Origin of the sequence: Cryobacterium frigoriphilum (genome assembly GCF_004403305.1) — a bacterium.
Taxonomy (GTDB): Bacteria; Actinomycetota; Actinomycetes; order Actinomycetales; family Microbacteriaceae; genus Cryobacterium; species Cryobacterium frigoriphilum.
This window is the reverse complement of the sequence record NZ_SOHE01000017.1, coordinates 15,331-38,950: the sequence shown is the minus strand read 5'-3', so window position 1 is coordinate 38,950 and position 23,620 is coordinate 15,331. Positions and strand designations below refer to the sequence as shown.

The 23,620-nt window shown below is 67.2% G+C and carries 22 protein-coding genes; 11 read left to right on the top strand and 11 right to left on the bottom strand.

Annotation, left to right across the window (positions count from 1 at the left end):
• Nucleotides 1-325: 325 nt before the first annotated feature.
• From E3T55_RS04260 to E3T55_RS04215, 10 genes are all read right to left on the bottom strand, one after another.
• Entirely contained in the window at nt 326-1,069 is a 744-nt protein-coding gene (locus tag E3T55_RS04260) for an HAD family hydrolase (protein ID WP_134518336.1), read from the bottom strand.
• The gene (locus tag E3T55_RS04255) at nt 1,066-1,671 is read right to left on the bottom strand and encodes a GNAT family N-acetyltransferase (protein WP_166791669.1); all 606 of its coding nucleotides are present in this window, start codon (nt 1,669-1,671) and stop codon (nt 1,066-1,068) included. Before E3T55_RS04255 ends, E3T55_RS04260 begins: the two co-directional genes overlap by 4 nt.
• A 4-nt stretch (nt 1,672-1,675) precedes the next feature.
• Nucleotides 1,676-2,680: a tryptophan--tRNA ligase gene (trpS, locus tag E3T55_RS04250; RefSeq protein WP_134518334.1), complete on the bottom strand. Its 1,005-nt coding sequence runs from the start codon at nt 2,678-2,680 to the stop codon at nt 1,676-1,678.
• A gap of 19 nt (nt 2,681-2,699) precedes the next feature.
• Nucleotides 2,700-3,539: an exodeoxyribonuclease III gene (locus E3T55_RS04245; protein WP_134518333.1), complete on the bottom strand. Its 840-nt coding sequence runs from the start codon at nt 3,537-3,539 to the stop codon at nt 2,700-2,702.
• Nucleotides 3,540-3,549: 10 nt separating this feature from the next.
• Entirely contained in the window at nt 3,550-4,752 is a 1,203-nt protein-coding gene (locus tag E3T55_RS04240; protein ID WP_134518332.1) for a YihY/virulence factor BrkB family protein, read from the bottom strand.
• A gap of 77 nt (nt 4,753-4,829) precedes the next feature.
• Nucleotides 4,830-5,588 carry a succinate dehydrogenase iron-sulfur subunit gene (locus tag E3T55_RS04235; protein WP_134518331.1) on the bottom strand — a complete coding sequence of 253 codons (759 nt, stop codon included), beginning with the start codon at nt 5,586-5,588 and terminating at the stop codon, nt 4,830-4,832.
• Nucleotides 5,588-7,402, bottom strand: a complete 1,815-nt coding sequence (sdhA, locus tag E3T55_RS04230) for a succinate dehydrogenase flavoprotein subunit (protein WP_134518330.1) — start codon at nt 7,400-7,402, stop codon at nt 5,588-5,590. Before sdhA ends, E3T55_RS04235 begins: the two co-directional genes overlap by 1 nt.
• A gap of 17 nt (nt 7,403-7,419) precedes the next feature.
• A complete protein-coding gene (locus E3T55_RS04225; protein ID WP_134518329.1) occupies nt 7,420-7,875 on the bottom strand; it encodes a succinate dehydrogenase hydrophobic membrane anchor subunit in 456 nt (151 codons plus the stop codon).
• Nucleotides 7,876-7,888: 13 nt separating this feature from the next.
• Nucleotides 7,889-8,305, bottom strand: a complete 417-nt coding sequence (gene sdhC, locus E3T55_RS04220; protein ID WP_119975095.1) for a succinate dehydrogenase, cytochrome b556 subunit — start codon at nt 8,303-8,305, stop codon at nt 7,889-7,891.
• A gap of 133 nt (nt 8,306-8,438) precedes the next feature.
• On the bottom strand, nt 8,439-9,593 hold the full coding sequence (locus tag E3T55_RS04215; protein ID WP_134518328.1) for a glycosyltransferase family 4 protein: 1,155 nt from the start codon (nt 9,591-9,593) through the stop codon (nt 8,439-8,441).
• Between the two features lie 100 nt (nt 9,594-9,693).
• Between E3T55_RS04215 and E3T55_RS04210 the strand changes: the two genes are divergently transcribed.
• From E3T55_RS04210 to E3T55_RS04160, 11 genes are all read left to right on the top strand, one after another.
• The gene (locus E3T55_RS04210; protein ID WP_134518327.1) at nt 9,694-10,815 is read left to right on the top strand and encodes a mannose-1-phosphate guanylyltransferase; all 1,122 of its coding nucleotides are present in this window, start codon (nt 9,694-9,696) and stop codon (nt 10,813-10,815) included.
• A gap of 302 nt (nt 10,816-11,117) precedes the next feature.
• A complete protein-coding gene (locus E3T55_RS04205) occupies nt 11,118-12,221 on the top strand; it encodes a BMP family lipoprotein (protein ID WP_166791668.1) in 1,104 nt (367 codons plus the stop codon).
• Between the two features lie 132 nt (nt 12,222-12,353).
• Nucleotides 12,354-13,904: an ABC transporter ATP-binding protein gene (locus E3T55_RS04200; RefSeq protein ID WP_134518326.1), complete on the top strand. Its 1,551-nt coding sequence runs from the start codon at nt 12,354-12,356 to the stop codon at nt 13,902-13,904.
• Nucleotides 13,901-15,202, top strand: a complete 1,302-nt coding sequence (locus E3T55_RS04195; RefSeq protein ID WP_134518325.1) for an ABC transporter permease — start codon at nt 13,901-13,903, stop codon at nt 15,200-15,202. Before E3T55_RS04200 ends, E3T55_RS04195 begins: the two co-directional genes overlap by 4 nt.
• The gene (locus E3T55_RS04190; RefSeq protein ID WP_134518324.1) at nt 15,199-16,497 is read left to right on the top strand and encodes an ABC transporter permease; all 1,299 of its coding nucleotides are present in this window, start codon (nt 15,199-15,201) and stop codon (nt 16,495-16,497) included. The genes E3T55_RS04195 and E3T55_RS04190 overlap by 4 nt, the downstream gene beginning before the upstream one ends.
• 18 nt (nt 16,498-16,515) lie before the next feature.
• Nucleotides 16,516-16,932 (top strand): cytidine deaminase, encoded by a 417-nt coding sequence (locus E3T55_RS04185; protein WP_134518323.1) that lies wholly within the window; start codon nt 16,516-16,518, stop codon nt 16,930-16,932.
• Nucleotides 16,933-17,042: 110 nt separating this feature from the next.
• On the top strand, nt 17,043-18,377 hold the full coding sequence (locus E3T55_RS04180; RefSeq protein WP_134518322.1) for a thymidine phosphorylase: 1,335 nt from the start codon (nt 17,043-17,045) through the stop codon (nt 18,375-18,377).
• 429 nt (nt 18,378-18,806) lie between these two features.
• Nucleotides 18,807-19,709 (top strand): hypothetical protein, encoded by a 903-nt coding sequence (locus E3T55_RS04175; RefSeq protein ID WP_134518321.1) that lies wholly within the window; start codon nt 18,807-18,809, stop codon nt 19,707-19,709.
• A 117-nt stretch (nt 19,710-19,826) separates the two neighbouring features.
• Nucleotides 19,827-20,921, top strand: coding sequence for an adenosine deaminase (locus E3T55_RS04170; RefSeq protein WP_134518340.1), 1,095 nt, complete (start codon nt 19,827-19,829; stop codon nt 20,919-20,921).
• 73 nt (nt 20,922-20,994) lie between these two features.
• Nucleotides 20,995-21,528, top strand: coding sequence for a PTS sugar transporter subunit IIA (locus tag E3T55_RS04165; protein WP_134518320.1), 534 nt, complete (start codon nt 20,995-20,997; stop codon nt 21,526-21,528).
• On the top strand, nt 21,525-21,797 hold the full coding sequence (locus E3T55_RS04160; protein ID WP_134518319.1) for a PTS sugar transporter subunit IIB: 273 nt from the start codon (nt 21,525-21,527) through the stop codon (nt 21,795-21,797). Before E3T55_RS04165 ends, E3T55_RS04160 begins: the two co-directional genes overlap by 4 nt.
• Before the next feature lie 37 nt (nt 21,798-21,834).
• On the opposite strand, the gene E3T55_RS04155 is transcribed toward E3T55_RS04160, so the two are convergent.
• On the bottom strand, nt 21,835-23,619 hold the full coding sequence (locus E3T55_RS04155) for a phospho-sugar mutase (protein WP_134518339.1): 1,785 nt from the start codon (nt 23,617-23,619) through the stop codon (nt 21,835-21,837).
• Nucleotide 23,620 lies beyond the last annotated feature (1 nt).

Sequence of the window (23,620 nt, the reverse complement as noted above, 5' to 3'; positions counted from 1 at the left end):
GGGACCGGGGGCGGGGCGGGGACCGGACGGGGCGGGGACGGGACGGGACGGGGCGGGGCGGGGCGGGGCGGAACTGCGCGAGGGGCCGGCGGCATCCGTTTCGCTGCGGGCAGGAGGTCGACGCGGTGGCGCGCCGCCGCTGGCGGGCTCACTGCAGCACCGAGCGTCGGGTGGTGGTGGCTTATTCAGGAAATCGGCGCTGTGGCCCGCGGCCGCGCCCCGAAACTCGGCGGTGTTGGTGAGACGACAGCCGTTTTTCCTGAATTCGCCCCCGGGGAGGAACCGGCAGGAGCGAGTCCGGGAAATATGAGTCGAATGTTCGCTGCTAGGCGAGCAGGGGCGGCAGCTCGGCCAGCGTCTCGATGCGCAGCACGCCGAGGCGGTCGGCCTCGGCGCGGTCGGCGTCGGGCACGGCTGCGGTAGCGGATGCCCCCTCCCGGTCCAGCCAGATTCCGGTCAGACCCGCGGTGGCCGCGCCGATCGCGTCGGTGCGCAGGCGGTCGCCGACGTACACCGCGGCATCCGCTGCCACGCCGTACAGGGCGCAGGCATGCTCGAAAATGCGTGGGTCTGGCTTCGTGAACCCGAGCGATCCGGAGGCGATCACGTGCTCGAAGCGTCCGTCGAGGCCTACCCGGCGAATCTTCTCGCCCTGAAACACCGGATCCCCGTTCGTGATCAGCCCGAATCGCACCCCGGGCAGGCGCCGCGCCAGCTCGTCCAGGCACGGCAGCGCGTCGGCGTGCAGCTGCCAGCTCGCCCGGTACTGCAGAAAATAGTCGTCGAAGAACCGGGTGGCCGTGCTCTCATCGAGCCGCACGCCGTGGGCGGCCGCAAAATCGTGGGCCCGGGCGCGGCGCTGGCCGGCAAAGTCGAGGCGCCCGGCGAGGTAGGAGTGATAGTGCTCCTCCTCGAGCGCGTCCCACAGCAGGGCCGAATCGCCCCGGCTCAGGGCCTCGTAGGCGCCGTCGGCCGCATCGAGGTGCAGCATGATGCCCTCGCTCACCGCGGCCCGATGCGCGAACAGGGTGTCGTCGAGGTCGAAGAGAACGATCCGCACGCCCGTCACGCTTCGAGCGCCTCGGCGGGCCAGCCGCGCCGAGGGGTGCGGTCGTCGTCGGCGCGCAGCTGGCCCTGCCAGGACAGCGGATGCGTGCCGTCGCGATACGCCGCCACCGACGGCCCCACTCCGGTGTGGGTGAACCCGGCCTTCCAGGCGGCCCGGGCCGACGCGGTGTTGCCCACGATGCACTCCCAGTGGATTGCTCCGACCAGGCCGGTCTCGAACGCCCAGTCGAAGACCAGCCGCTGGGCCTCACCGATCAGGCCCTGCCCGCGAAACGGCGCCCCGAGCCAGAAGCCGACCGATCCGAGCTGCAGCACGCCGGCGTGCTCGTCGACGCTCGGCCCGAGCAGTCGCAGCCCGATGACCCCGAGCAGATCAGCGGTATCGGGCGCGCGCAGCGCCCAGGTGTACTCCCGATCACTCGCCCAGCCGCCCGGCACGTACTCGGCGAGAAACCCCTCGGCGTGCTCCACCAGGTACGGCCACGGCACGGTCAGATACCGCTCAAACGAGGGGTCCTGACAATACTCGAACACCCGCGCGGCGTCCGCCGGCACGGGCGCGTCGAGCCGCAGCAACTCCGACGACAGCGTGACGGGCAGCATCCGCTTAGCGCCCGGGCAGCAGTCCGACGCGGTCGTAGGCCACGGCGAGCGTCTCATTGGCGACGGATGCCGCCTTCTCGGCGTTCACGGCCAGCAACCGGTCCAGTTCGGCCGGGTCGTCGAGCAGTTCCTGAACCCGAAGCCGAATCGGGTCGAAGGTGCCGGCCACGACCTCCACGAGGCCTTTCTTGAGGTCGCCGTAGCCACGACCCGCGTACTCGTCTTCGAGCGACTGCACGCTGACGCCGGCCAGCACGGAGTAGATGGTCAGCAGGTTCGCGACGCCGGGCTTGTTCTCGCGGTCGAAGACCACGCCGCCATCGGCATCCGTCACGGCCCGCATGATCTTCTTCTTCGTCACGCCGGGCTCGTCGAGCAGCCAGATGACTCCGGCGTGGGACTCGGCCGACTTCGACATCTTCGAGGTGGGGTTCTGCAGGTCGTAGATCTTCGCGGTCTCCTTCACGATGGCCACCTCGGGCACCGTGAACGTGTCGCCGAACCGCGAGTTGAAGCGGGCCGCGAGGTCTCGGGTGAGCTCGACGTGCTGGCGCTGGTCTTCGCCGACCGGCACGATCGACGTCTGGTAGAGCAGAATGTCCGCTGCCATCAGCGTCGGGTACGCAAACAGCCCCACGGTCGTCGCGTCGGCACCCTGCTTGAGGGACTTGTCCTTGAACTGCGTCATGCGGCTGGCCTCACCGAAACCGGTGATGGTGTTGAGAATCCAGGCCAGCTGCGCGTGCGCGGCGACGTGCGACTGCACGTAGAGCGTCGACGCCGAGGGGTCGATGCCCGCGGCGATGTACTGCGCGGCGGTGCGGCGGGTGTTCTCGCGCAGCTTGGCGGGGTCTTGCGCGACGGTGATCGCGTGCAGGTCGACGATCGAGAAGAACGCGTCGTGGCTCTGCTGCAGCTCTTTCCAGTTCAGCAGGGCGCCGATGTAGTTGCCGATCTGCAGGGAGTCGGCGGAGGGCTGCATGCCCGAGTACAGGCGGGATTTGGTCATGAGGAGTCTTTTCTGAGAATTAGAGCTGGTAGTCGACGACGACGGGGGAGTGGTCGCTCCAGCGCTGGTCGTAGGCCGCGGCCCGGTCGACCGCGTAGTTGATGACGGATGCCGCGAGTGCCGGCGTCGCGAGGTGGTAGTCCAGTCGCCACCCGGTGTCGGTGTCGAAGGCCTTGCCGCGTTGCGACCACCAGGTGTACGGGCCCTCGACCTCGCCGGCCCATTTGCGGCCCACGTCGATCCAGCCGAGGCCGGCGCCGGCGTTGTACGCGGGGTCGGCGGGGGCCCCGATGATCCGATCGAAATACTCGCGCTCTTCGGGCAGAAAGCCGGCGTGCTTCTTGTTGCCACGCCAGTTCTTGATGTCGAGCTCGCGGTGACCGACGTTCAGGTCGCCGAGAACGACCGCGTGCGGGCTGTGGGCGGCGAGTTCGGGCATCCGCTCGAGCATGGCGTCGAGAAATTTGTACTTCTCGACCTGCTTGGGGGTATCGGTCTCGCCGGAGTGCACGTACGTGCTCACGACGGTCACGATTGTGCCGTTGACCTCGTAGTCGGCCTCGAGCCAGCGGCCGGCGCTGTCGAACTCCTCGGCACCGAGGGCCACGCGGTGAATCGTGGCGCTCTTGCGGCTCGCGAGGGCCACCCCGGCACGACCCTTCGCGGTGGCGCCGTCGTGCAGAATGTTCCAGTCCGGGCCCAGTAGGCCTTCGAGGTCGTCGATGGATGCCCGCACCTCCTGAATCGCGAGAATATCCACGTCGCGCGCGGCGAGCCAGTCGCCCATGCCCTTGCGGTACGCGGCACGCACTCCATTGGTGTTGACACTGGCGATGCGAAGCGGTGGGGCAGAAGTCATGCCCTCAAGTCTAGTTAGCGTGTCGCGAGCGCCCGGACCGGTCGGCGCCGTCGGCATCCGGCCCCGGCTCCGGCTGCGCGGAGCCTGCCGCGGCGCCGAACGCGCTCGTCGAGGTCTCGGCCGGGGCGACGGCGGGGCCGGCGTCGACGGATGCCTCGGCATACTTCGCCACGCGGGCCTCGGCGGCCTTCACTCGGCGCCCGGCGCCCCACTTGCCGTACCAGGGCGCGTCGCGCCGCTCCTGCTGAGCCGCCTCGAGTTCGAGGCGGGACGCGAGCCGCAGCGCATCCGCTTCACGCCGTTCGGTTTCGGCGGCGAGCTCGTCGTCGCTGAGCGTGTGCGGCGGAATGCCGGCGTCGTTCATGCCGACGGCGATCCACGAGGCAGCGAGCAGCGTGACGGTGCTGACCAGGTTGAACCAGATCAGCAGACCGATGATGACCGCGAAGGACAGCAGCAGCGGATTGTTGGTCGCGCCGCCCAGCAGCGCCCCACCGAGAATCTTCATGATGCCGAGGCCGGCGCCGCCGATCAGGGCACCGGCGACCAGCCGGCGAAACGGGATGCGCACCCGCGACAGCACCCGGAACAGCGCGGCGAGGGTCACCGTGTCGATCAGCAGCACCACCGTGAGGCCGATCAGGCGGGCCGAGGCGTCGTACCAGAACGAGTCCTGCGGCAGCTGGAACAGGCTGAAGATCGCGCCGAGGGCGGCCGTGCTCGCGAGCGACACGACCGCGGAGGCGACCAGCGCGAGGCCGAACAGCAGCCCGAGGCCGAGTTCGCGCACCTTGACGAGCAGAAAGAACGTGGTCTGCCGGGGCATCTCGAAGATGGTGCGCACGGCCAGGGTCGTGGTCGACAGCCAGCCGAGCGCGGTCGCGAGCAGGCCGACGAGGGCGATCGCGGCGGTCCACGACAAGACGCCGGCCGCGGAGAGTGATTTTGGGTCGATGATCCCCTCGTCGCCGATCAGGCCCGGAATCGACTGGTTGATGATCATGAACAGCGCGTCGAGCAGGTCGGGGTTGTTGGTCAGAAACAGCCCGGCGATCGAGAACCCGACCCAGACGGCCGCGAACACCGCGAAAATCGCCTGGTAGGACATGCCGCCGGAGAGGATCGAGCCGCCCTTGTCGGTGAAATGGGCGAACACCCGCACGGGCTTGAGGGCGGTCACACGCGCGGTGACACGGGCTATGAGCTCTTTCACCCGATCAGCCTACCCAGAGCGGGTGCAAAAAAGCGGCGCCACTCCCGAGGGAGTGGCGCCGCTTCAAGACCCGCAGATCAGGCGCGACCGCGCATGATGGCCTGCTTGACCTCGCTGATCGCCTGCGTGACCTGGATGCCACGCGGGCAGGCCTCTGTGCAGTTGAAGGTGGTGCGGCAGCGCCACACGCCCTCCTGATCGTTGAGAATATCGAGGCGCACGGCGGCGTTGTCGTCGCGCGAGTCGAAGATGAAGCGGTGAGCGTTGACGATTGCGGCCGGGCCGAAGTACTGGCCGTCGGTCCAGAACACCGGGCAGCTCGACGTGCACGCGGCGCACAGGATGCACTTCGTGGTGTCGTCGAAACGCTCGCGCTGGGCGACCGTCTGCACGCGCTCCTTGCCGGGGGTGGCGGCAACATTGCTCATGAGGAAGGGCTGGATCTCCTTGAAGGAGTCGAAGAACGGCTCCATGTCAACGATCAGGTCCTTCTCGAGCGGCAGGCCCTTGATGGCCTCGATGTACACCGGCTTGGTGATGTCGAGGTCCTTGATCAGGGTCTTGCAGGCAAGACGGTTGCGGCCGTTGATGCGCATGGCATCCGAACCGCAAATGCCGTGCGCGCAGGAGCGACGAAAGCTCAGTGAGCCGTCTTGCTCCCACTTGATCTTGTGCAGCGCGTCGAGCACGCGGTCGGTCGGGTACATCTGCACGTCGAAGTCCTGCCAGTGCGGCTCATCGTCGACCTCGGGGTTGAAACGACGGATGTTGAACGTCACCGTGAAGGACGCGATCGTTTCGGGAACGACCGGCTTGTCAAGCGTTGAGGTACTCACTAGTACTTCCTCTCCATCGGCTGGTAACGGGTGATGACAACCGGTTTCCAGTCCAGGGCAATGTGATCGGCGGCATCCGCTGACATCGGGTCACCGGTGAGGTACGCCATGGTGTGCTTGAGGTAGTTCTCGTCATCACGAACGAGGTAGTCCTCACGCTGGTGTCCGCCGCGGCTTTCCTTGCGGTTGCGCGCGGAATAGACGACAACCTCGGCGAGGTCGAGCAGAAAGCCCAGTTCGACGGCTTCGAGCAGGTCGGTGTTGAAACGACGACCCTTGTCTTGCACGCCGATGTTCTTGTAGCGCTGACGCAGCAGGTGGATGGTTTCGGTGACCTCGGCGAGGGACTCGTCGGTGCGGAACACCTGAGCCTTCTTGTCCATCTCCTCCTGCAGAATCTTGCGCAGCACGGCGATGCGTTCGGTTCCGGTCGATGAGCGGATGCCCTCGAGCATCTCACGCACCTCCTTGGCCGGGTCGGCCGGCAGCGGCACGAACGAGGCCGTCTTGACGTACTCGACGGCGTTGTTGCCGGCGCGCTTGCCGAACACGTTGATGTCCAGCAGCGAGTTGGTGCCGAGGCGGTTGGAGCCGTGCACCGAGACGCAGGCGCACTCGCCGGCGGCGTAGAGGCCGGGGACGACGATCTCGTTGTTGCGCCAGACCTCACCCTTCACGTTGGTCGGGATGCCGCCCATCGCGTAGTGCGCGGTCGGCATGACGGGAACGGGCTCGGTGACCGGGTCGACGCCGAGGTAGGTGCGGGCGAACTCGGTGATGTCGGGCAGCTTGGTCTCGAGTACCTCGGCACCGAGGTGGGTGCAGTCGAGGTAGAGGTAGTCCTTCTCGGGGCCGGCGCCGCGACCCTCCGCGACCTCCTTGAGCATGCAGCGCGAGACGATGTCACGCGGTGCGAGGTCCTTGATGGTCGGAGCGTAACGCTCCATGAAGCGTTCACCGCTCGCGTTGCGCAGAATCGCGCCCTCACCGCGGGCACCCTCGGTCAGCAGGATGCCGAGGCCGGCGAGGCCGGTCGGGTGGAACTGGAAGAACTCCATGTCTTCGAGCGGCAGGCCCTTGCGCCAGACGATGCCGACGCCGTCACCGGTGAGGGTGTGGGCGTTCGAGGTGGTCTTGTAGATCTTGCCGAAACCGCCGGTGGCGAAGATGAACGCCTTGCCCTGGAAGACGTGCAGTTCACCGCTCGACAGGTCGAGCGCGACGACGGCGCTCGGCTGGTCGACGCCGTCGACCTGGGTCATGACGAGGTCGAGCACGTAGTACTCGTTGAAGAAGTTGATGCCGCGCTTGACGCAGTTCTGATAGAGCGTCTGCAGAATCATGTGGCCGGTGCGGTCGGCGGCGTAGCAGGCACGGCGAACCGGGCTCTTGCCGTGGTCGCGGGTGTGGCCGCCGAAGCGACGCTGGTCGATCTTGCCCTCGGGGGTGCGGTTGAAGGGCAGGCCCATGTTCTCGAGGTCGATGACCGCGTCAATGGCTTCCTTGGCAAGGATCTCGGCCGCATCCTGGTCGACGAGGTAGTCGCCGCCCTTGATGGTGTCGAAGGTGTGCCATTCCCAGTTGTCTTCTTCGACGTTGGCCAGGGCCGCCGCCATGCCGCCCTGCGCCGCACCGGTGTGCGAGCGGGTCGGGTAGAGCTTGCTGATCACGGCGGTGCTCGCGTTGGGGCCGGCTTCGATGGCCGCTCGCATGCCGGCGCCACCCGCTCCAATAATTACGATGTCGTACTGGTGGTAGTGAACACCGTCGACGACGGTGGAAACGGGGGCAGGTGCGGGTGCAGGTGTCGTCATAAGGGTGTGTGCAGCTCCTAGAGGGCCGAGCAGAACTTGGGGTTGAGGTCGGCGAACGCGGCGCCGGCCGGGCACGGGTCGAACGTGAAGACCACGAGGGTGCCGAGCACGATGAGAACAACGACGGCCGCAAGAATGGCCGTCTTGAAGATGCCCCGGGTCAGGGGCGTCGCCGCGTAGTCGTTGACGAGGGTGCGCATGCCGTTGCCGCCGTGGATCAGGGCGAGCCAGAGCATGGCCACGTCCCAGATCTGCCAGAACGGGTCGGCGAGCTTGCCCGAGACGAAGGCGAAGTTGAGGGCGCTGACGCCCTCGCCGACCATCAGGTTGACGAAGAGGTGGCCGAAGATGAGCACGACCAGCAGCACGCCGGAAACGCGCATGTAGAGCCAGCCCCACTTCTCCCAGTTGACACCGTTTTTACGGGCGGACCGGGCGTAGGGGCTGCGAGGGGCTTCGAGGGTGGTTGCCATAGTGAGCCGCCTCCTAGTGACTGAACACGTTGATGAGGTGGCGCGGCACGAAGGCCAGCATGGTGACGACCCAGAGGCCGAGGACCACGTAGAACATGACCTTCTGGTACTTCGCGTTCCAGAAGTCAATCAGGATGATCCGCAGGCCGTTGAAGGCGTGGAACACGATCGCGCCGACGAGCGCGACTTCACCGAGTCCCATGAGTGGGGTCTGATACTGCGCGATCACCGCGTTATAGGCTTCTGGACTCACACGGACCAATGCCGTGTCGAGAATGTGGACCAGCAGGAAGAAGAAGATCGCAACACCGGTAATTCGGTGCAGGACCCATGACCACATGCCCTCGCGGCCCCTGTACAGGGTGCCGGCGGGGCGACGTGAACTCGTCTTCTGCTGGGATGTCAGTGTTCCTGCCGGTGACTGTGGCATGAACAACCCTCCCTGGCTGTAAGTTGTCTCGACGATGAAACGAGACCCGTGAACTCGCGAGTGAGCACGTGCGTTCAGTCTAGGGCCAGACCGACCGCTGTTTCAGGTGAGGGTACCCTTAGAGCGACGCGCGTCAGCGTTGTAACGACAGGGGTACGGCGGTCATCATGCGCACCGCCGCTCGCGCGTCGATGGCCTGCTCGTAGTAGCCGAACAGGGTGTCGCAGACGTTCTCCCAGGACCGCCCCAGTACCCCCCGTCGCCCCGCCTCACCCATGCGTCGGCGCAGCGCGGGATCGTCGACGAGGCGCAGCACGCAGCGTTTCAGATCGCGCTCATTGTCGGGAGTAAAGAGGTATCCGTTTTCGCCGTGGTCTACGAGGTCGATCGGGCCACCGGATGCCGGCGCCACCACCGGCAGGCCCGCCGCGTGGGCCTCCTGGATGGTCTGCCCAAACGTTTCCTCGGTTCCGGCGTGCACAAAGATGTCAAAGCTCGCGTACGCGGTGGCGAGCTCGTCGCCCGACAGCCGGCCGAGCCAGGTGACCGGCATGCCCTCGAGGGCCTTGCGCACGAGCGGCTCCGATGGCCCCTCTCCGACCAGCACGAGACGGATGCCCGGCACCCCCCGCAAGGCCCGAAACCGTTCCACCTGTTTCTCGGGGGCGATGCGCCCGACATACCCGACGATGACCTCCCCATGGGGGGCGACCCTCGCCCGCAGAGCGGCGACGGCCGGGTCGCTCTTACGGTTGGGGTGATAACCCACGAGATCGACTCCGCGGGTCCAGCGCGCGAGGCGTCGCACGCCCACGCGCTGCAGGTCTGTCATCGAGGCGCTTGAGGGAACCAGGTTGAGGTCGGCACCGTCATGCACCCACTTCACGTAGCGCCACGCCCAGGCCGTGGCCTGGCCGAGGTGGTTACGACTGGCGTAACCGGCGACATCCGTCTGAAAAATGGCGACGCTCGGCACATCGAGCCGATTAGCCGCGGCGATACCCTGCGCTCCGAGCAGAAACGGTGAGGCGGCGTGCAGCACGTCGGGGCGAAAGTCGCTCAGCAGGCGCTGAACCGTGAGGCTCGGCAGGCCGACCGGAAACTGCCGGTAGGCAATGGCGGGAACGGTGTGCACCGCGAATCCCGCGTACGATGACGGCGCTCCGGCAGGCGCGATAACCATCGCGTCATGACCGGCACGGGCCAAATAGTCGAGCACCTTGCAGACACTCGTGGTCACCCCACTGACCGTGGGGAGGAAACTCTCGCTTACGACGGCGACCCGCATGATTCGAGGCTAGGCAGGGCGTGTGGCGGCCGGGTGTCTCTGCGGAGTCCGGGCGGTGAACAGCAAACGCCGTGTCACTGGTGGCCGATACGATGGCTCCATGCAGCAGACAACCGCACCCCTCGACCGTTTCTACAGCGTGATTCCCGCCGGCGGCATCGGCTCACGCCTGTGGCCGCTGTCGCGAGCGGATGCCCCCAAATTTCTGCACGATCTCACCGGCTCCGGACAGACCCTGCTGCGCGACACCTGGGATCGCCTCACTCCGCTGTCGGGGGAGCAGCGCATCATGGTCGTGACCGGGCGCGCGCACCGCGCCGCGGTCGAGAAGCAGCTGCCCGAACTGACCGACCCGAACGTCGTGCTCGAAAGCGAACCGCGCGACTCGACGGCCGCGGTGGGCCTCGCGGCCGCGATTCTGCAGCTGCGTGAACCCGGCGTCATCATCGGATCGTTTCCCGCCGACCACGTCATCAACGGCTCCGTGCTCTTTCAAAGCGCCGTTGCCGAGGCCTGTGCCGCGGCGGATGCCGGCTACATCGTGACCATCGGCATCCAGCCGACCGAGGCGGCGATCGGCTTCGGATACATCAAGAGCGACGGCGGCCTCGACATCGAGGGCGCCCCGAGCGCGCTCTCGGTCGACTCTTTCGTCGAGAAGCCGAGCCCCGAGGTCGCCGAGGCCTACGTGGCCGATGGCGGCTACCTCTGGAATGCGGGCATGTTCATCGCCCGCGCCGACCGCCTGCTCGAAGAGATCGGCGCGTCGGAGCCCGAACTGCTCGCCGGGCTGCTCGAACTCGCCGGCGCCTGGGACACCCCGCGCCGCGGCGCCGTCGTCGACAAGGTCTGGCCGCGCCTGAAGCGCATCGCCATTGACTACTCGGTCGCCGAACCCGCAGCGGCCGCCGGCAAACTCGTGGTCATTCCCGGCCAGTTCGACTGGGACGACGTGGGCGACTTCGCCTCGATCGCCAAGCTGCACTCCGGCGGGCGCAAGGCCAACCTGGCGATTCTGGGCGAGGGCGCCCGTGTGCTCGCCGACTCGTCGAGCGGAATCGTCGTCAGCCACACCGGGCGCATGATCGCGCTGATCGGCGTGGAAGACATCGTCGTCGTCGACACCCCCGACGCGCTGCTCGTGACCACGAGTGCCAACGCCCAGAAGGTGAAGGCCGTCGTCGACGCCCTCAAGCTCTCCGGCTCAAGCGACGTGCTCTAGCCCGCTCGCTGACCGAGGCAACTTCCAGGCCGCTGGGACAGGGCGCAGCGGCGGCTCCCGACGGGCGCGCGTGAGGTGCGCGGTAGCTGCGCCGCTGCGCCGTGGGCGTGCCTACCGCGTAGCGGCGCAAGTACCGCGCAGCTCGGCCGCTCACGTCGGGAATGCACCCGAAAAGGTTTCCGGTATGTAGCGGGTTCATAACCTTTCGGTCACGGGGCCCTTTTGCTCCTCTGAGCACTGTCACATTCGGTAACGTAAAACCATTGAGCCCGGCGCGTTGCGTCGTAATACTGGAGGTCATCTTGACAATTTCGACCCGCAAAGCCACGCTTGCCGGGCTTGCCATGTTCGGAGTGGTGGGCCTTCTCGCCGCCTGTGCTCCCGCTCCCACCGACGATGCCGGTTCCGCGGATGTCGCGAGCGACTTCACGCCCTGCATCGTCTCCGACTTCGGTGGCTTCAACGACAAGTCCTTCAACCAGTCGAGCTTCGACGGCATCACCGCCGCGGCCGACGAGCTCGGTGTCGACTTCAACCAGGCCGAGTCCACCGCGGAAGACCAGTACGAGAGCAACGTCAACAGCATGATTGACGCTGACTGCAACTTCATCCTGACCGTCGGCTTCAACCTGATGACGGCCACCCGCGACGCCGCTGTCGCCAGCCCCGAGGTTGACTTCGCCATCATCGACACGGCGCTCAACAACGACGACTTCTCGCCGCTCGAGCTCGAGAACGTCAAGCCGGTGCTCTACGACACCGCGCAGGCCGCGTTCCTCGCCGGCTACCTCGCCGCCGGAACGACCACGACCGGCACCGTCGCCACCTACGGCGGACTCCAGTTCCCCTCGGTCACCATCTTCATGGATGGCTTCTCCGACGGCATCGACTACTACAACGACGCCAAGGGCACCGACGTCAAGCTGCTCGGCTGGGACAAGGCCACGCAGACCGGCTCCTTCGCCGGAAGCTTCGACGACATCGCCGCGGGCAAGACCACGAGCCAGAACTTCATCGACGCGGGCGCGGACATCATCCTCCCCGTCGCCGGTCCGCTCTTCCAGGGCACCGCGCAGGCCATCAACGACTCCGGCAAGGACGTCGCCATCATCGGCGTCGACAGCGACCTGTTCGAGACCACGCCCGAATTCGCCAACCTCTACCTCACCTCGGTGATGAAGCAGATGACGGATGCCACGAAACTCATCATCACCGATGCTGCCGCCGGCGACTTCGACTCGACGCCGTACGTCGGCACCCTCGAGAACGAGGGCGTGCTGCTGGCCCCGCTGCACGAGTGGGAGTCCAAGGTCGACCCGACGATCATGACCGAGATCGAGGAGCTGCAGGCGCAGATCATCGACGGTTCGCTCGTCGTCGAGTCGGAAGCCACCCCGCAGTCCTAGGTCCCACCTAGATCGGGGCAGCATCCGCTTCACGCAGTAAAATCGGGGAGGTCAGCGCAGGCTGACCTCCCCGTTTTCGTTCACCGTGGCCCCTGTTCGTGGGGCGCGAACGCCGACATAGAATCGAAGACTATGAAGCTTGAACTTCGCGGCATCACCAAAAGGTTCGGCGCCCTCGTTGCCAACGACAACATCAACCTCACCGTCGAGGCTGGAGAGATCCACGCCCTGCTCGGAGAGAACGGCGCAGGCAAATCCACCCTGATGAACGTGCTCTACGGCCTCTACCGGGCCGAAGAGGGCGAGATTCTGCTCGACGACAGCCCGGCGCACTTCGCCGGGCCAGGCGATGCGATGAAGGCCGGAATCGGCATGGTGCACCAGCACTTCATGCTCATTCCCGTCTTCACCGTCGCCGAGAACGTGATGCTCGGGCACGAGCAGACCCGGCTCGGCGGCCGGCTCGACCTCGCCGCCGCCCGAGTGCGAGTCAAGGAGATCTCCGACCGGTTCGGGTTCGCCGTCGATCCCGACGCCCTCGTTGAAGACCTCCCGGTGGGCGTGCAGCAGCGGGTCGAGATCATCAAGGCGCTCTCGCAAGACGCCAAGGTGCTGGTCTTCGACGAACCGACCGCCGTGCTGACGCCGCAGGAGACCGACGAGCTCATGGTCATCATGCGCCAGCTCAAGGCAGCGGGAACCTCCATCGTCTTCATCACGCACAAACTACGCGAGGTGCGCGAGGTCGCCGACCGCATCACGGTCATCCGTCTCGGCAAGGTCGTCGGCGAGGCCAGCCCGACCGCGACCAACGAAGAACTCGCCTCGCTCATGGTCGGCCGGGCCGTCGACCTCACCGTCGACAAGGCCCCGGCGACACCCGGGGCGCCGGCCCTCGTCGTGACGGATCTGACCGTGATCGACCCGCGCGGGCAGGTGCTCGTGAACCACGTCAGCTTCAGCGTGGCGTCCGGTGAAATTCTCGCGATCGCCGGCGTACAGGGCAACGGCCAGACCGAGCTGACCGAGGCACTGATGGGCCTGCAGCCCCGCGTCGTCGGCGAGATCACGCTCGACGGAAAATCGCTGCGCGGTCACTCGGTGCGCCAGGTGCTCGATGCCGGTGTCGGTTTCGTGCCCGAGGACCGCACCGAAGACGGCCTCGTCGGCGGCTTCACGATCGCCGAGAACCTCATGCTCGACCGCTCGCACACGCTTCCGTTCGTCAAACGCTTCAACCTTCAGCTCGCGCTGCTCGCCGAATTCGCCACCGCCAAGGTCAAGGAATTCGACGTGCGATCTCAGGGCATCGACACTCCCGTCGGCCGCCTGTCGGGCGGAAACCAGCAGAAGGTCGTGCTGGCCCGCGAGCTCAGCCGTGAGCTGAGGCTGTTCATCGCCGCCCAGCCCACCCGCGGGCTCGACGTAGGCTCGATCGAATTCGTGCATGAACGCATCGTCGCAACCCGCGACGGCGGTACCCCGGTCATCGTGATCTCGACCGAGCTCGACGAGGTCGCCGCCCTCGCCGATCGCATCATGGTGATGTATCGCGGCCGCATCGTGGGCATCGTGCCCGGCGACACCCCGCGCGCCGTACTCGGCCTGATGATGGCCGGCGAACCCGCGCCGACGACGACCGTGCCGACGCCCCCCGCACCCATCGAAGGAGCTGCCGCATGAGCGACACCCCGCCGCAGACCCCGTCGGCCACACCGCCGGCGGGATCCGCAACGCCGCCCGCATCGCGTCGCGACCGGCCGCAGACCGACGAGGAATCCCGCTGGCACGGCGTGTTTCGCGAGATTACGAGCGGCAGCGCCATCATCTCAGTGCTCGCCGTGGTGCTCGCCCTGCTGGTGGGCGCCGTGATGATCGCCGTCACCAACGACGACGTGCAGGAATCCGCCGGCTACTTCTTCTCCCGCCCGAGCGACCTGCTCGGCGACATCTGGGGCGCGGTCTCCGGCGCCTATTCGGCGCTGTTTCAGGGCTCGATCTACAACTTCGGCCGCGACAGCTTCGCCGACGGGATCACCCCCTTCACCGAGACGCTTGTCTTCGCGACCCCGCTCATTGCGGCCGGCCTCGGTGTGGCCCTCGGCTTTCGCGTCGGCCTCTTCAACATCGGCGGCCGCGGCCAGATGCTGATCGCCGCCGCGATCGGCGGCTGGGTCGCCTTTGCCGTCGACCTGCCGTACGGCATCCACCTGGTGGCGGCGCTCGTCGCCGGCATTCTCGGTGGAGCGCTGTGGGGCGGCCTCGTCGGACTGCTCAAGGCGCGCACCGGGGCGCATGAAGTGATCACCACGATCATGCTCAACTACGTGGCGTTCTACCTCGTGAGCTACCTGTTGCGCGAGGGCTTTCTGCGCACACCGGGATCGAACAACCCCAAGAGCCCGGCCAGTAAAGAGACCGCGATCTTCCCCGACCTGCTCGGACCGGACTACAACCTTCACCTCGGGTTTCTGCTCGTGATCGCCGCCACCGTCTTCACCTGGTGGCTGCTGTCCCGCTCCAACCTCGGCTTTCAGTTTCGCGCCGTGGGCGAGAACCCGAACGCCGCCCGCGTCGCCGGCATCAGCGTGTCGCGCATGTACGTCTACGCCATGCTGCTGTCCGGAGGCCTGGTCGGCCTCGCCGGCATCAACCAGGTGCTCGGCACCACCACGAGCGGGTTCGGCGCCACCGTCGACTCCGGAATCGGCTTCGACGCGATCACCGTCGCGCTGCTCGGGCGGTCCAAGCCCTGGGGAGTCTTCGCCGCCGGCATCCTCTTCGGGGCGTTCAAGGCCGGCAGCTTCTCGATGCAGGCCGCCGAGGGCGTGCCGATCGATATCGTGCTCGTCGTGCAGTCCCTGATCGTGCTGTTCATCGCGGCCCCGCCGCTCGTGCGGGCGATCTTCCGGCTGCCGACACCGAGCGACACCCCTCGCCGTGCGCGCCCGATCGTTGTCAAGGAGGTGGCGGCGAAATGAGCACCATCGCCCCCGTCATTGTGCCCACCCAGCCGACCCCGCCCGAAAACGGGCCGGCGACCGCGGTCATCCGCAACTGGAAAACTCCGATCGGCCTCGGCGTCTTCACCGTTCTCGGCGCCATCATGCTCGTCGGCTTCGGCCGCGACGGCATCAGCACCATGGTCTTGTCGACGACCTCCGACCTGATCCAGCTGCCGGCCGTCGACCTGCCCACCCGGGCGACCGGCATCGTCGTGTCGCTGCTGCTGCTCGCGATCGCGGCCTGGAGTGCCTGGCTCGTGCGAGGCGCACGCAAGACTCCGATCTGGCTGATCGGCCTGTTTGCGTTTCTGCTGCTGCTCGGTTTTCTGGTCTGGGCCTCGGCCGGCGCGTCGATTCCGATTCCCGGCCTGCTGTTCGGGTCGCTCAGCCTCGCCGTTCCGCTCATCTTCGGAGCGCTCGGCGGCGTGATCTCCGAACGGGTCGGCGTCGTCAACGTTGCCATTGAGGGTCAGCTGCTCGCCGGCGCGTTCACCTCGGCGCTGGTTGCGAGCATCACCGGGCAGCCGCTGCTCGGCCTGCTCGCCGCGATGCTCGCCGGGGTGCTCGTGGCCTTCGTGCTCGCGGCGTTCTCGATCAAGTACTTCGTCGACCAGGTCATCGTCGGCGTGGTGCTGAACGTGCTCGTCTCCGGCGTCACCGGGTTTCTGTTCACGCAGCTGCTGGCCCCGAACGCGGCGACCCTGAACCAGCCGCCGAAGTTCGACCGCATCAACATTCCGCTGCTGAGCGAGATCCCTATTCTCGGCCCGGTGGTGTTCCGCCAGACCCTGATCGTCTACATCATGTACTTCGCCGTCATCGCGGTGTACGTCGGTATCTTCCACACCAAGTGGGGCCTGCGGCTGCGAGCCGTGGGGGAGCATCCGCAGGCCGCCGACACCGTCGGCATCAACGTCGCCGCCACCCGATTCTGGAACGTGTCCCTCGCGGGCGCGATCGCGGGAGCCGGCGGCGCCTACTTCACGCTCGGTTCGGTCGGCGCATTCGGCAAGGAGATGACCGCGGGCGCGGGCTTTATCGCCCTCGCGGCGGTGATCTTCGGGCGCTGGGATCCGATTCGAGCGACCCTCGCGGCGCTGCTGTTCGGCTTCGCGAGCAACCTGCAAAGCGTGCTGAGCATCATCGGCTCACCCGTGCCGAGCGAGTTCATGCTCATGCTGCCCTATCTCGTGACCATCTTCGCCGTCGCCGGGCTGGTGGGCCGCTCACGCGGACCGGCGGCATCGGGCAAACCGTACATCAAGTCCTAACCAGTGAGCGAGGAAACAATGGCGACATCGTCCGGAGAAATCGATTGGGGTGTGCTGCGCGAAGCAGCCATGGAGGCGATGGCCAAGGCTTACGTGCCCTACTCGCACTTTCCGGTCGGCGCCGCCGCACTCGTCACCGACGGGCGGGTGATCAGCGGATGCAACGTGGAGAACGCCTCCTACGGCCTCACCCTCTGCGCGGAGTGCGCCCTGGTCTCGATGCTGCACCTCACTGGCGGCGGCCGACTCGTGGCCTTCACCTGTGTCGACGGCCGCGGCGAGACCCTGATGCCGTGCGGGCGCTGCCGCCAACTGCTCTACGAGCACTCCACGCCGGGCATGCTGCTCGACACGGTCTCGGGCGTGCGCACCATTGACGAGGTGCTGCCCGACGCCTTCGGCCCGCGGCAGCTCGAGGCGTACCGCGCGCTCTGAGGCGCTATGGCTCGCGTTATCCGCCGCGCACAAGTGACGCGCACGCTCGACCGACACCGGTGACCCGCATGTGTGACCCGCACGTGTGACCCGCACCACAACGCACAACGATGGAGTTCCCTGTGAGCAACAGCAGCACCGGCACGAGCGCGATCGAGGCCTTCGACATGGTCGACCTCATCCACACCAAGCGTGACCGTGGTGCGTTGAGCACCGCCCAGATCGACTGGCTGATCGACGCCTACACGCGCGGGTTCGTCGGCGACGAACAGATGGCCGCGATGACCATGGCCATTTTTCTGAACGGTATGAGCCGTGACGAGATTCGCGCGCTCACCATGGCGATGCTCGCCAGCGGCGAGCGGATGAGCTTTGAGGGACTCGGCAAGCCGACGACCGACAAACACTCCACCGGCGGTGTCGGCGACAAGATCACCCTGCCGTTGATGCCGCTCGTTGCGGTCTTCGGGGCTGCTGTGCCGCAGCTGTCCGGCCGCGGTCTCGGGCACACCGGCGGCACCCTCGACAAGCTCGAGTCGATCCCGGGCTGGCGCGCGAACCTCACCAATGATGAGATGTTCGCCCAGCTGCAGCAGCACGGCGGCGTCATCAGCGCCGCGGGCAGCGGCCTGGCCCCGGCCGATGGCAAGCTCTACTCGTTGCGCGACATCACCGGGACGGTCGAGTCGATCCCGCTGATCGCCTCGTCGATCATGTCGAAGAAGATCGCCGAGGGCACGAGCGCCCTCGTGCTCGACGTGAAGTTCGGCAGCGGAGCGTTCCTCAAAGACATTGATCGCTCCCGCGAACTGGCCCGCACCATGGTCGAGCTCGGCGAAGACGCCGGAGTGGCGACATCCGCTCTCTTGACGAACATGAACGTGCCGCTCGGTCTGGCCATCGGCAACGCGAATGAGGTGCGGGAGTCCGTCGAGGTGCTCGCCGGCGGCGGGCCGGCCGATGTGGTCGAGCTGACCGTCGCCCTCGCGCGGGAGATGCTCTCGCTTGCCGGCATCACCGACGTCGACGTGCAGGCCGCGCTGCACGACGGCCGGGCCATGGACAAATGGCGTGCCGTGATTCGCGCCCAGGGTGGCGACCCGGATGCGAGACTGCCCGTCGCCCGCGAAACCCACGTCGTGTACGCACCGCGCAGCGGCGTGCTCGTGGAGCAGCAGGCGTTGCCCTTCGGAATCGGCGCGTGGCGGCTCGGCGCCGGGCGCGCCCGCAAGCAGGATCCCGTGCAGCACGCCGCGGGCATCGACCTGCACGCCAAGCCGGGGGACACCGTGGTCGCGGGTCAGGCACTGTTCACGCTGAGCGCCGATGAGCCCGAGCGGTTCGCGCGGGCGCTCGAGTCGGTCGAGGGCGCGTGGCGGATCGGGGACGTCGGGGAGCCCGTGCTCGACGGCGGTCCACTGATCGCGGAGCGAATCACCCGGTAGCCAGGTCGCTGGCTCGCGGCAGGGCGAGGGACGCCACTATCAGCCATGCCGGGGGGCGCGGTCTCGAGGTCGTCTGGCGTTGCCGCTCCTGCCCGCCCTCTCACGCGGCGTGCGTGGGCTTCATGGGGCATTTTTTGGCTTCTCGCTGACGAGAAGCCAACAATGGCCCCTTGAAGAGTGACTTCCCACCGCGAGACGCCAAAATATGCCCCTTGGATCGAGTTGAAGGGGCGTTTGTTGGCTTCTCGTGGGGACGAGTGAGGGCTGATGGGGCGTTTTTTGGCTTTTCGCTGACGAGATGCCAACAATGGCCCCTTGGGTCAGTTCCCAGGCCTACGGCGTCGTTGACGCACCTGCCCAGCGCGAAATTTCTGGAACTTGCCCTGTGGATAATATCGATCTCAGCCCTGCCCCTGTCACGATGTTCCCATGCATAAGCGCGCACCGCTGCCCCCGAGTCTCGAGCTCGCGCCGTTCACCATCGCCGAGGCCCAGGCGGCGGGCCTCAGTCTCAAACGCACCCGCTCGAGCGATCTGGAGCATCCGTTTTACGGAGTGATCGCGACGACTGGCAGCATAGAAAACCTCCGAGATCGATGCCGGGCCTACTCCGCGCGGATGCCGACATCCAGCTTCTTCAGCCACGTTACGGCGGCCGTCCTGCACGGGCTGCCCTTGCCCTTGGTGAACGAGAACGATCCCACACTGCATGTGACCGCGGTGCGTCCGGCGCGGGCGCCTCGAGCGGCGGGAGTCGTCGGGCACAGCGTGGAGGCGTGCCCGAGGGTCGTGCTCGTGGCGGGTATGCGCGTAGTCGACCCAGTGGAAGCGTGGTGCGAGCTGGCATCCGTTCTGCTGCTTGACGACCTCATTGCCGCCGGCGACCGGCTGCTGACGGGGCGGCATCCGCTCGCGAGCCCCGCCGAGATCACGAGCGGGGTGGTGCAGTACGCCGGCCACCGCGGGGCGCAGCGGCTGCGCGAGGCCGAACTGCTGATGCGGCCGCGCGTCGAGTCGCGCCGCGAGACCTTTCTGCGGCTGTTCCTCGTGCGTTGCGGGTTTCCGGAGCCCGACACCAACGTCGAGATCCCGCTGCCCGCGGGCACGAAGCGGGTGCGTGGCGATCTCGTCTACCTGCGCTACAAGGTGCTCGTCGAGTATGACGGTGAGCAGCACCGCACCGACGACGCCCAGTACAACCGGGATGCCGAACGGTTGCAGGACCTGCGCGATGCCGGCTGGATCGTGATCACCGTGCGCAAGGGCTCAACGCCGGAGTGGGTGCGCACGACGGTGGATGCGGCGCTGCGCTTGCGCGGCTGGCGGCCCTGACTCACACACTCATGCATAAATGCACACTCGTTCAGGGGTCGGACAGCAAACGAGCAGACTCGGGGCATCCGTCGCCGGTAGATTGGAGAGGTGAATACGACGACTGAGGAATTCCTGATGCCCGGCGGCGGCACCAGCATCAATACGCTCCCCAAAATCTCGCTGCATGACCATCTCGACGGGGGTCTGCGGCCGCAGACCATCATCGAGTTGGCCGAGGCCATCGGCCTCGACCTGCCGACGACGGATGCGCTCGCCCTCGGCGAGTGGTTCGAGACTCAGGCCGACTCCGGGTCGCTCGTGGAGTACCTGAAGACCTTTGACGTGACGACCGCGGTCATGCAGACGACCGAGGGTCTCATTCGCGTCGCCCGCGAATTCGTCGAAGACCTTGCCGCCGACGGCGTGATCTACGGCGAAGTACGCTGGGCGCCCGAGCAGCACCTGACCCGCGGCCTCACCCTCGACGAGGTCGTCGACGCGGTGCAGGAAGGCATCGAAAACGGCATCGACCACGTCGACGAGCAGGGCCACAGCATCCAGATCGGGCAGATCATCACGGCCATGCGCCACGCCGATCGCAGCCTCGAGATTGCCGAACTGGCCTTGCGGCACCGCCAGGACGGCGTCGTCGGTTTTGACATCGCCGGAGCGGAAGCGGGTTTTCCGGCCAGCAACCACAAGGCAGCCTTCGACCTGCTCGCCCGGGAATACTTCCCCGTCACCGTGCACGCCGGCGAGGCCGACGGGCTCGACAGCATCCGCAGCGCTCTGTTCGACGGTCGCGCCCTGCGTCTGGGGCACGGCGTGCGCATTGCCGCCGATGTCAACATCGAGCGCGAAGACGACGACAACACCTTCGTGACTCTCGGACCGATCGCCCAGTGGGTGCGGGACCGCGAGATTCCGCTCGAGCTGAGCCCCTCGTCGAACCTGCAGACCGGTGCCATTGCCGCCTGGGGCGACGATGTGCTCGATCACCCGTTCGACCTGCTGTACCAGCTCGGCTTCAAGGTCACCGTCAACACCGACAACCGCCTGATGAGCAACACGAGCCTCAGCCAGGAACTCGCGCTGCTCACGGATGCCTTCGGCTACGAGCTCGAAGACCTCGAGAAGTTCCAGCTCAACGCTGCCGCCGCGGCATTCTTGCCGCTCGAAGACCGCGAAGAACTCATCGCGGCGATCACCGCGGGCTTCGCTGACGCGTAGGGCCTGACCGAACAGCACGACCGCACCACCCCCGGCGACGCCGCCGGTGTTTTCAACTCAGCAGAAAGAAATCATGTCGCTCCCGCCGCTCCCCCTGTCCGCCATTTCGATCGGTGTTCACGCCGAAGGATGGCGGGCCGCCGTCACCGCGGCGGGAGCGGCCCTCGAGCGTTCGGGTGCCACGAGCGCGTCGTACGCCGAGCGCATGGTGGCGGTCATCGAGGAATTCGGCGCCTACGTCGTCATCGCGCCGGGGCTCGCCCTCGCGCATGCCCGCCCGGGCACCGATGTGCTGCGGGACGGGCTCAGCGTCGTGACGCTCGCCGAACCGGTCAACTTCGGGCACCCGCACAACGACCCGGTCAGCGTCGTCGTGGGTCTGGCCGTGTCGAGCGCCGACCAGCACGTGCACTTCGTCGCCGAGCTCGCCAACGTCTTCAACACCGCGACCGTGATTCCGACGCTGGCTGCGGCGACGGATGCGGAGGGCATCCGCTCACTCTTCGGCCTCGGCCTCGCGCACACCTCGAGCAACCCCGCCATCAGCCCGGCGAGTGTCGCCGCTCGCAAAGCCGCCACGACGAGCGGCAGCGAGGACGCCGTATGAAGATCGTCGTGATGTGCGGCCTCGGGGTGGGGACCTCCGAGATATTGAAGGTGAACGCCGAGCGCGCCCTCGAGCGGCTTGAGATTGAGGCCGAGGTCGTGGCGACGGATGTCGCGGGCGTGCAGACCGCCGCCGCCGACGCCCAGGTCATTCTGACGTCATCCGAGCTCGTCGCCGCGATTGGCCGCACCAACGCGGACGTCATCGTGATCGACAACTTCTTCGACGTCGACGAGGTGGCCGCCAAGCTCGAGACCGCGCTCGGCTAGCGGCACCGCGCGAGCTCTCGCGGGTCAGCGGGCGCTGCTACGCGATGAGCGCGCGCATTCCGCGATCCAGCTCGGCGAGTGAGGCATCCGCTGCCGCGCGACGTTCGTCGATCGTGCCGGAGTTGCTGTGCGTGTCGAGGTACACCTTGAGCTTGGGCTCGGTGCCGCTCGGCCGCACCATCACGCGCGAGCCGTCGGTCAGCACGATGCGCAGCACATCGCTCGGGGCCAGACCGTTCAGGCCCCAGCGGAAGTCGTCGATGTGGTCGACGCGGATGCGTCCGATCAGCTCCGGGGGAGTCTCGCGCAGGCGGGTCATCACGCGGGCGATATCGGAGACATCCGTCACGCGTACCGAGATCTGGCTCGACGAGAAGTGCCCGAACTTCGCGCTGAACCGGTCGAGGTAGTCGGCAAGCGTGAGCCCATCGGCCTTCAGATCGCCCACGAGCGAGAGCAGCGCGACGGCCGCGGAGATGCCGTCCTTGTCGCGCACGGACTCCGGGTTGACGAGGTAGCCGAGGGCCTCCTCGAAGCCGAAGATCAGGCCGGGAGCACGCGAAACCCACTTGAAGCCGGTCAGGGTCTCGGTGAAGTCCAGTCCGTAGGCCGCGGCGACCGCGGCGAGGGCCGGCGACGACACGATCGAGCAGGCGAGAGTGGGGCGCGCGGGGGTCTCGGCGGATGCCTCGGCGCCGGTGCCCGAGACATCCGTCGCCGGCACGCCCCCGGTCTCGGGCGCGTCGGCCTCAGGATCGTAGTTCGGCGCGGCCAGGGCCGCGGCCCGCCAGCCGAGAATCGCACCGACCTCGTTGCCGCTCAGCCGGCGGTAGCCCGCGTCGGAGTCGGCATCGGGAATCGCGACGGCGAGGCGGTCGGCGTCGGGATCGTTCGCGATGATCAGCTCGGCACCCACCTCGCGGGCGGTCTCGTAGGCGAGGTCCATGGCGCCGGGCTCTTCGGGATTGGGAAAGGAGACCGTCGGGAACGCGGCGTCGGGAGCGATCTGGGCGTCGACGAGGGTCGGCAGGTCGAATCCGGCCTCGACGAGCACCCGACGGGTGGTGTCCCAGCCGACGCCGTGCAGGGCAGTGTAGACGGCATTGACCTGTGCGCGCGGCGGGTGTGCGAGACCGGCCGTGGCCGCGATGTAGGCCTGCACGACCTCTTCGTCGGCGGTTTCGTAACCGGCGCGCGGCAGGTTCGGCACGAGCTCATCGGCGGCGACGCGCAGAATTTCCGTCGCGATCAGGCTGTCGGCCGGGGCCACGATCTGGGCACCCTGAAATTCATCGCCCAGATAGACCTTGTAGCCGTTGTCGTTGGGGGGATTGTGCGAGGCGGTGACCATGACGCCGCAGCTGGCGTTCAGGTGCCGCACCGCGAACGCCAGCACCGGGGTCGGCAGCAGGCGCGGCAGCAGAATCGCGCGCACCCCGGCACCGGCCATCAGCGCGGCGGTATCGGTCGCGAACACGTGGGAGTTCTTGCGCCCGTCGTAGCCGATCACGATCGACGGAGTGACGCCCGGCAGCGCGTGGCGCAGCAGGTACGACGCGAGGCCGGCGGCGGCCTGGCTGACCAGCACCCGGTTCATGCGGTTCGAGCCGGCGGCAATGCCGCCGCGCAGCCCGGCGGTGCCGAAGTCGAGGCGGGTATCGAAGCGCGAATGCAGATCGGCGATGGCCGCGGCATCCCCGTCGCTCGCGCCGTTGATCAGCGTGCGCAACTGCACCTGGGTTTCGGGGTCGGGATCCTGCGCGAGCCAGGCGCGGGCGGTCTCGATGATTGCGGGGGTGCTGGCGGGGGCCTCGGCGGCCATG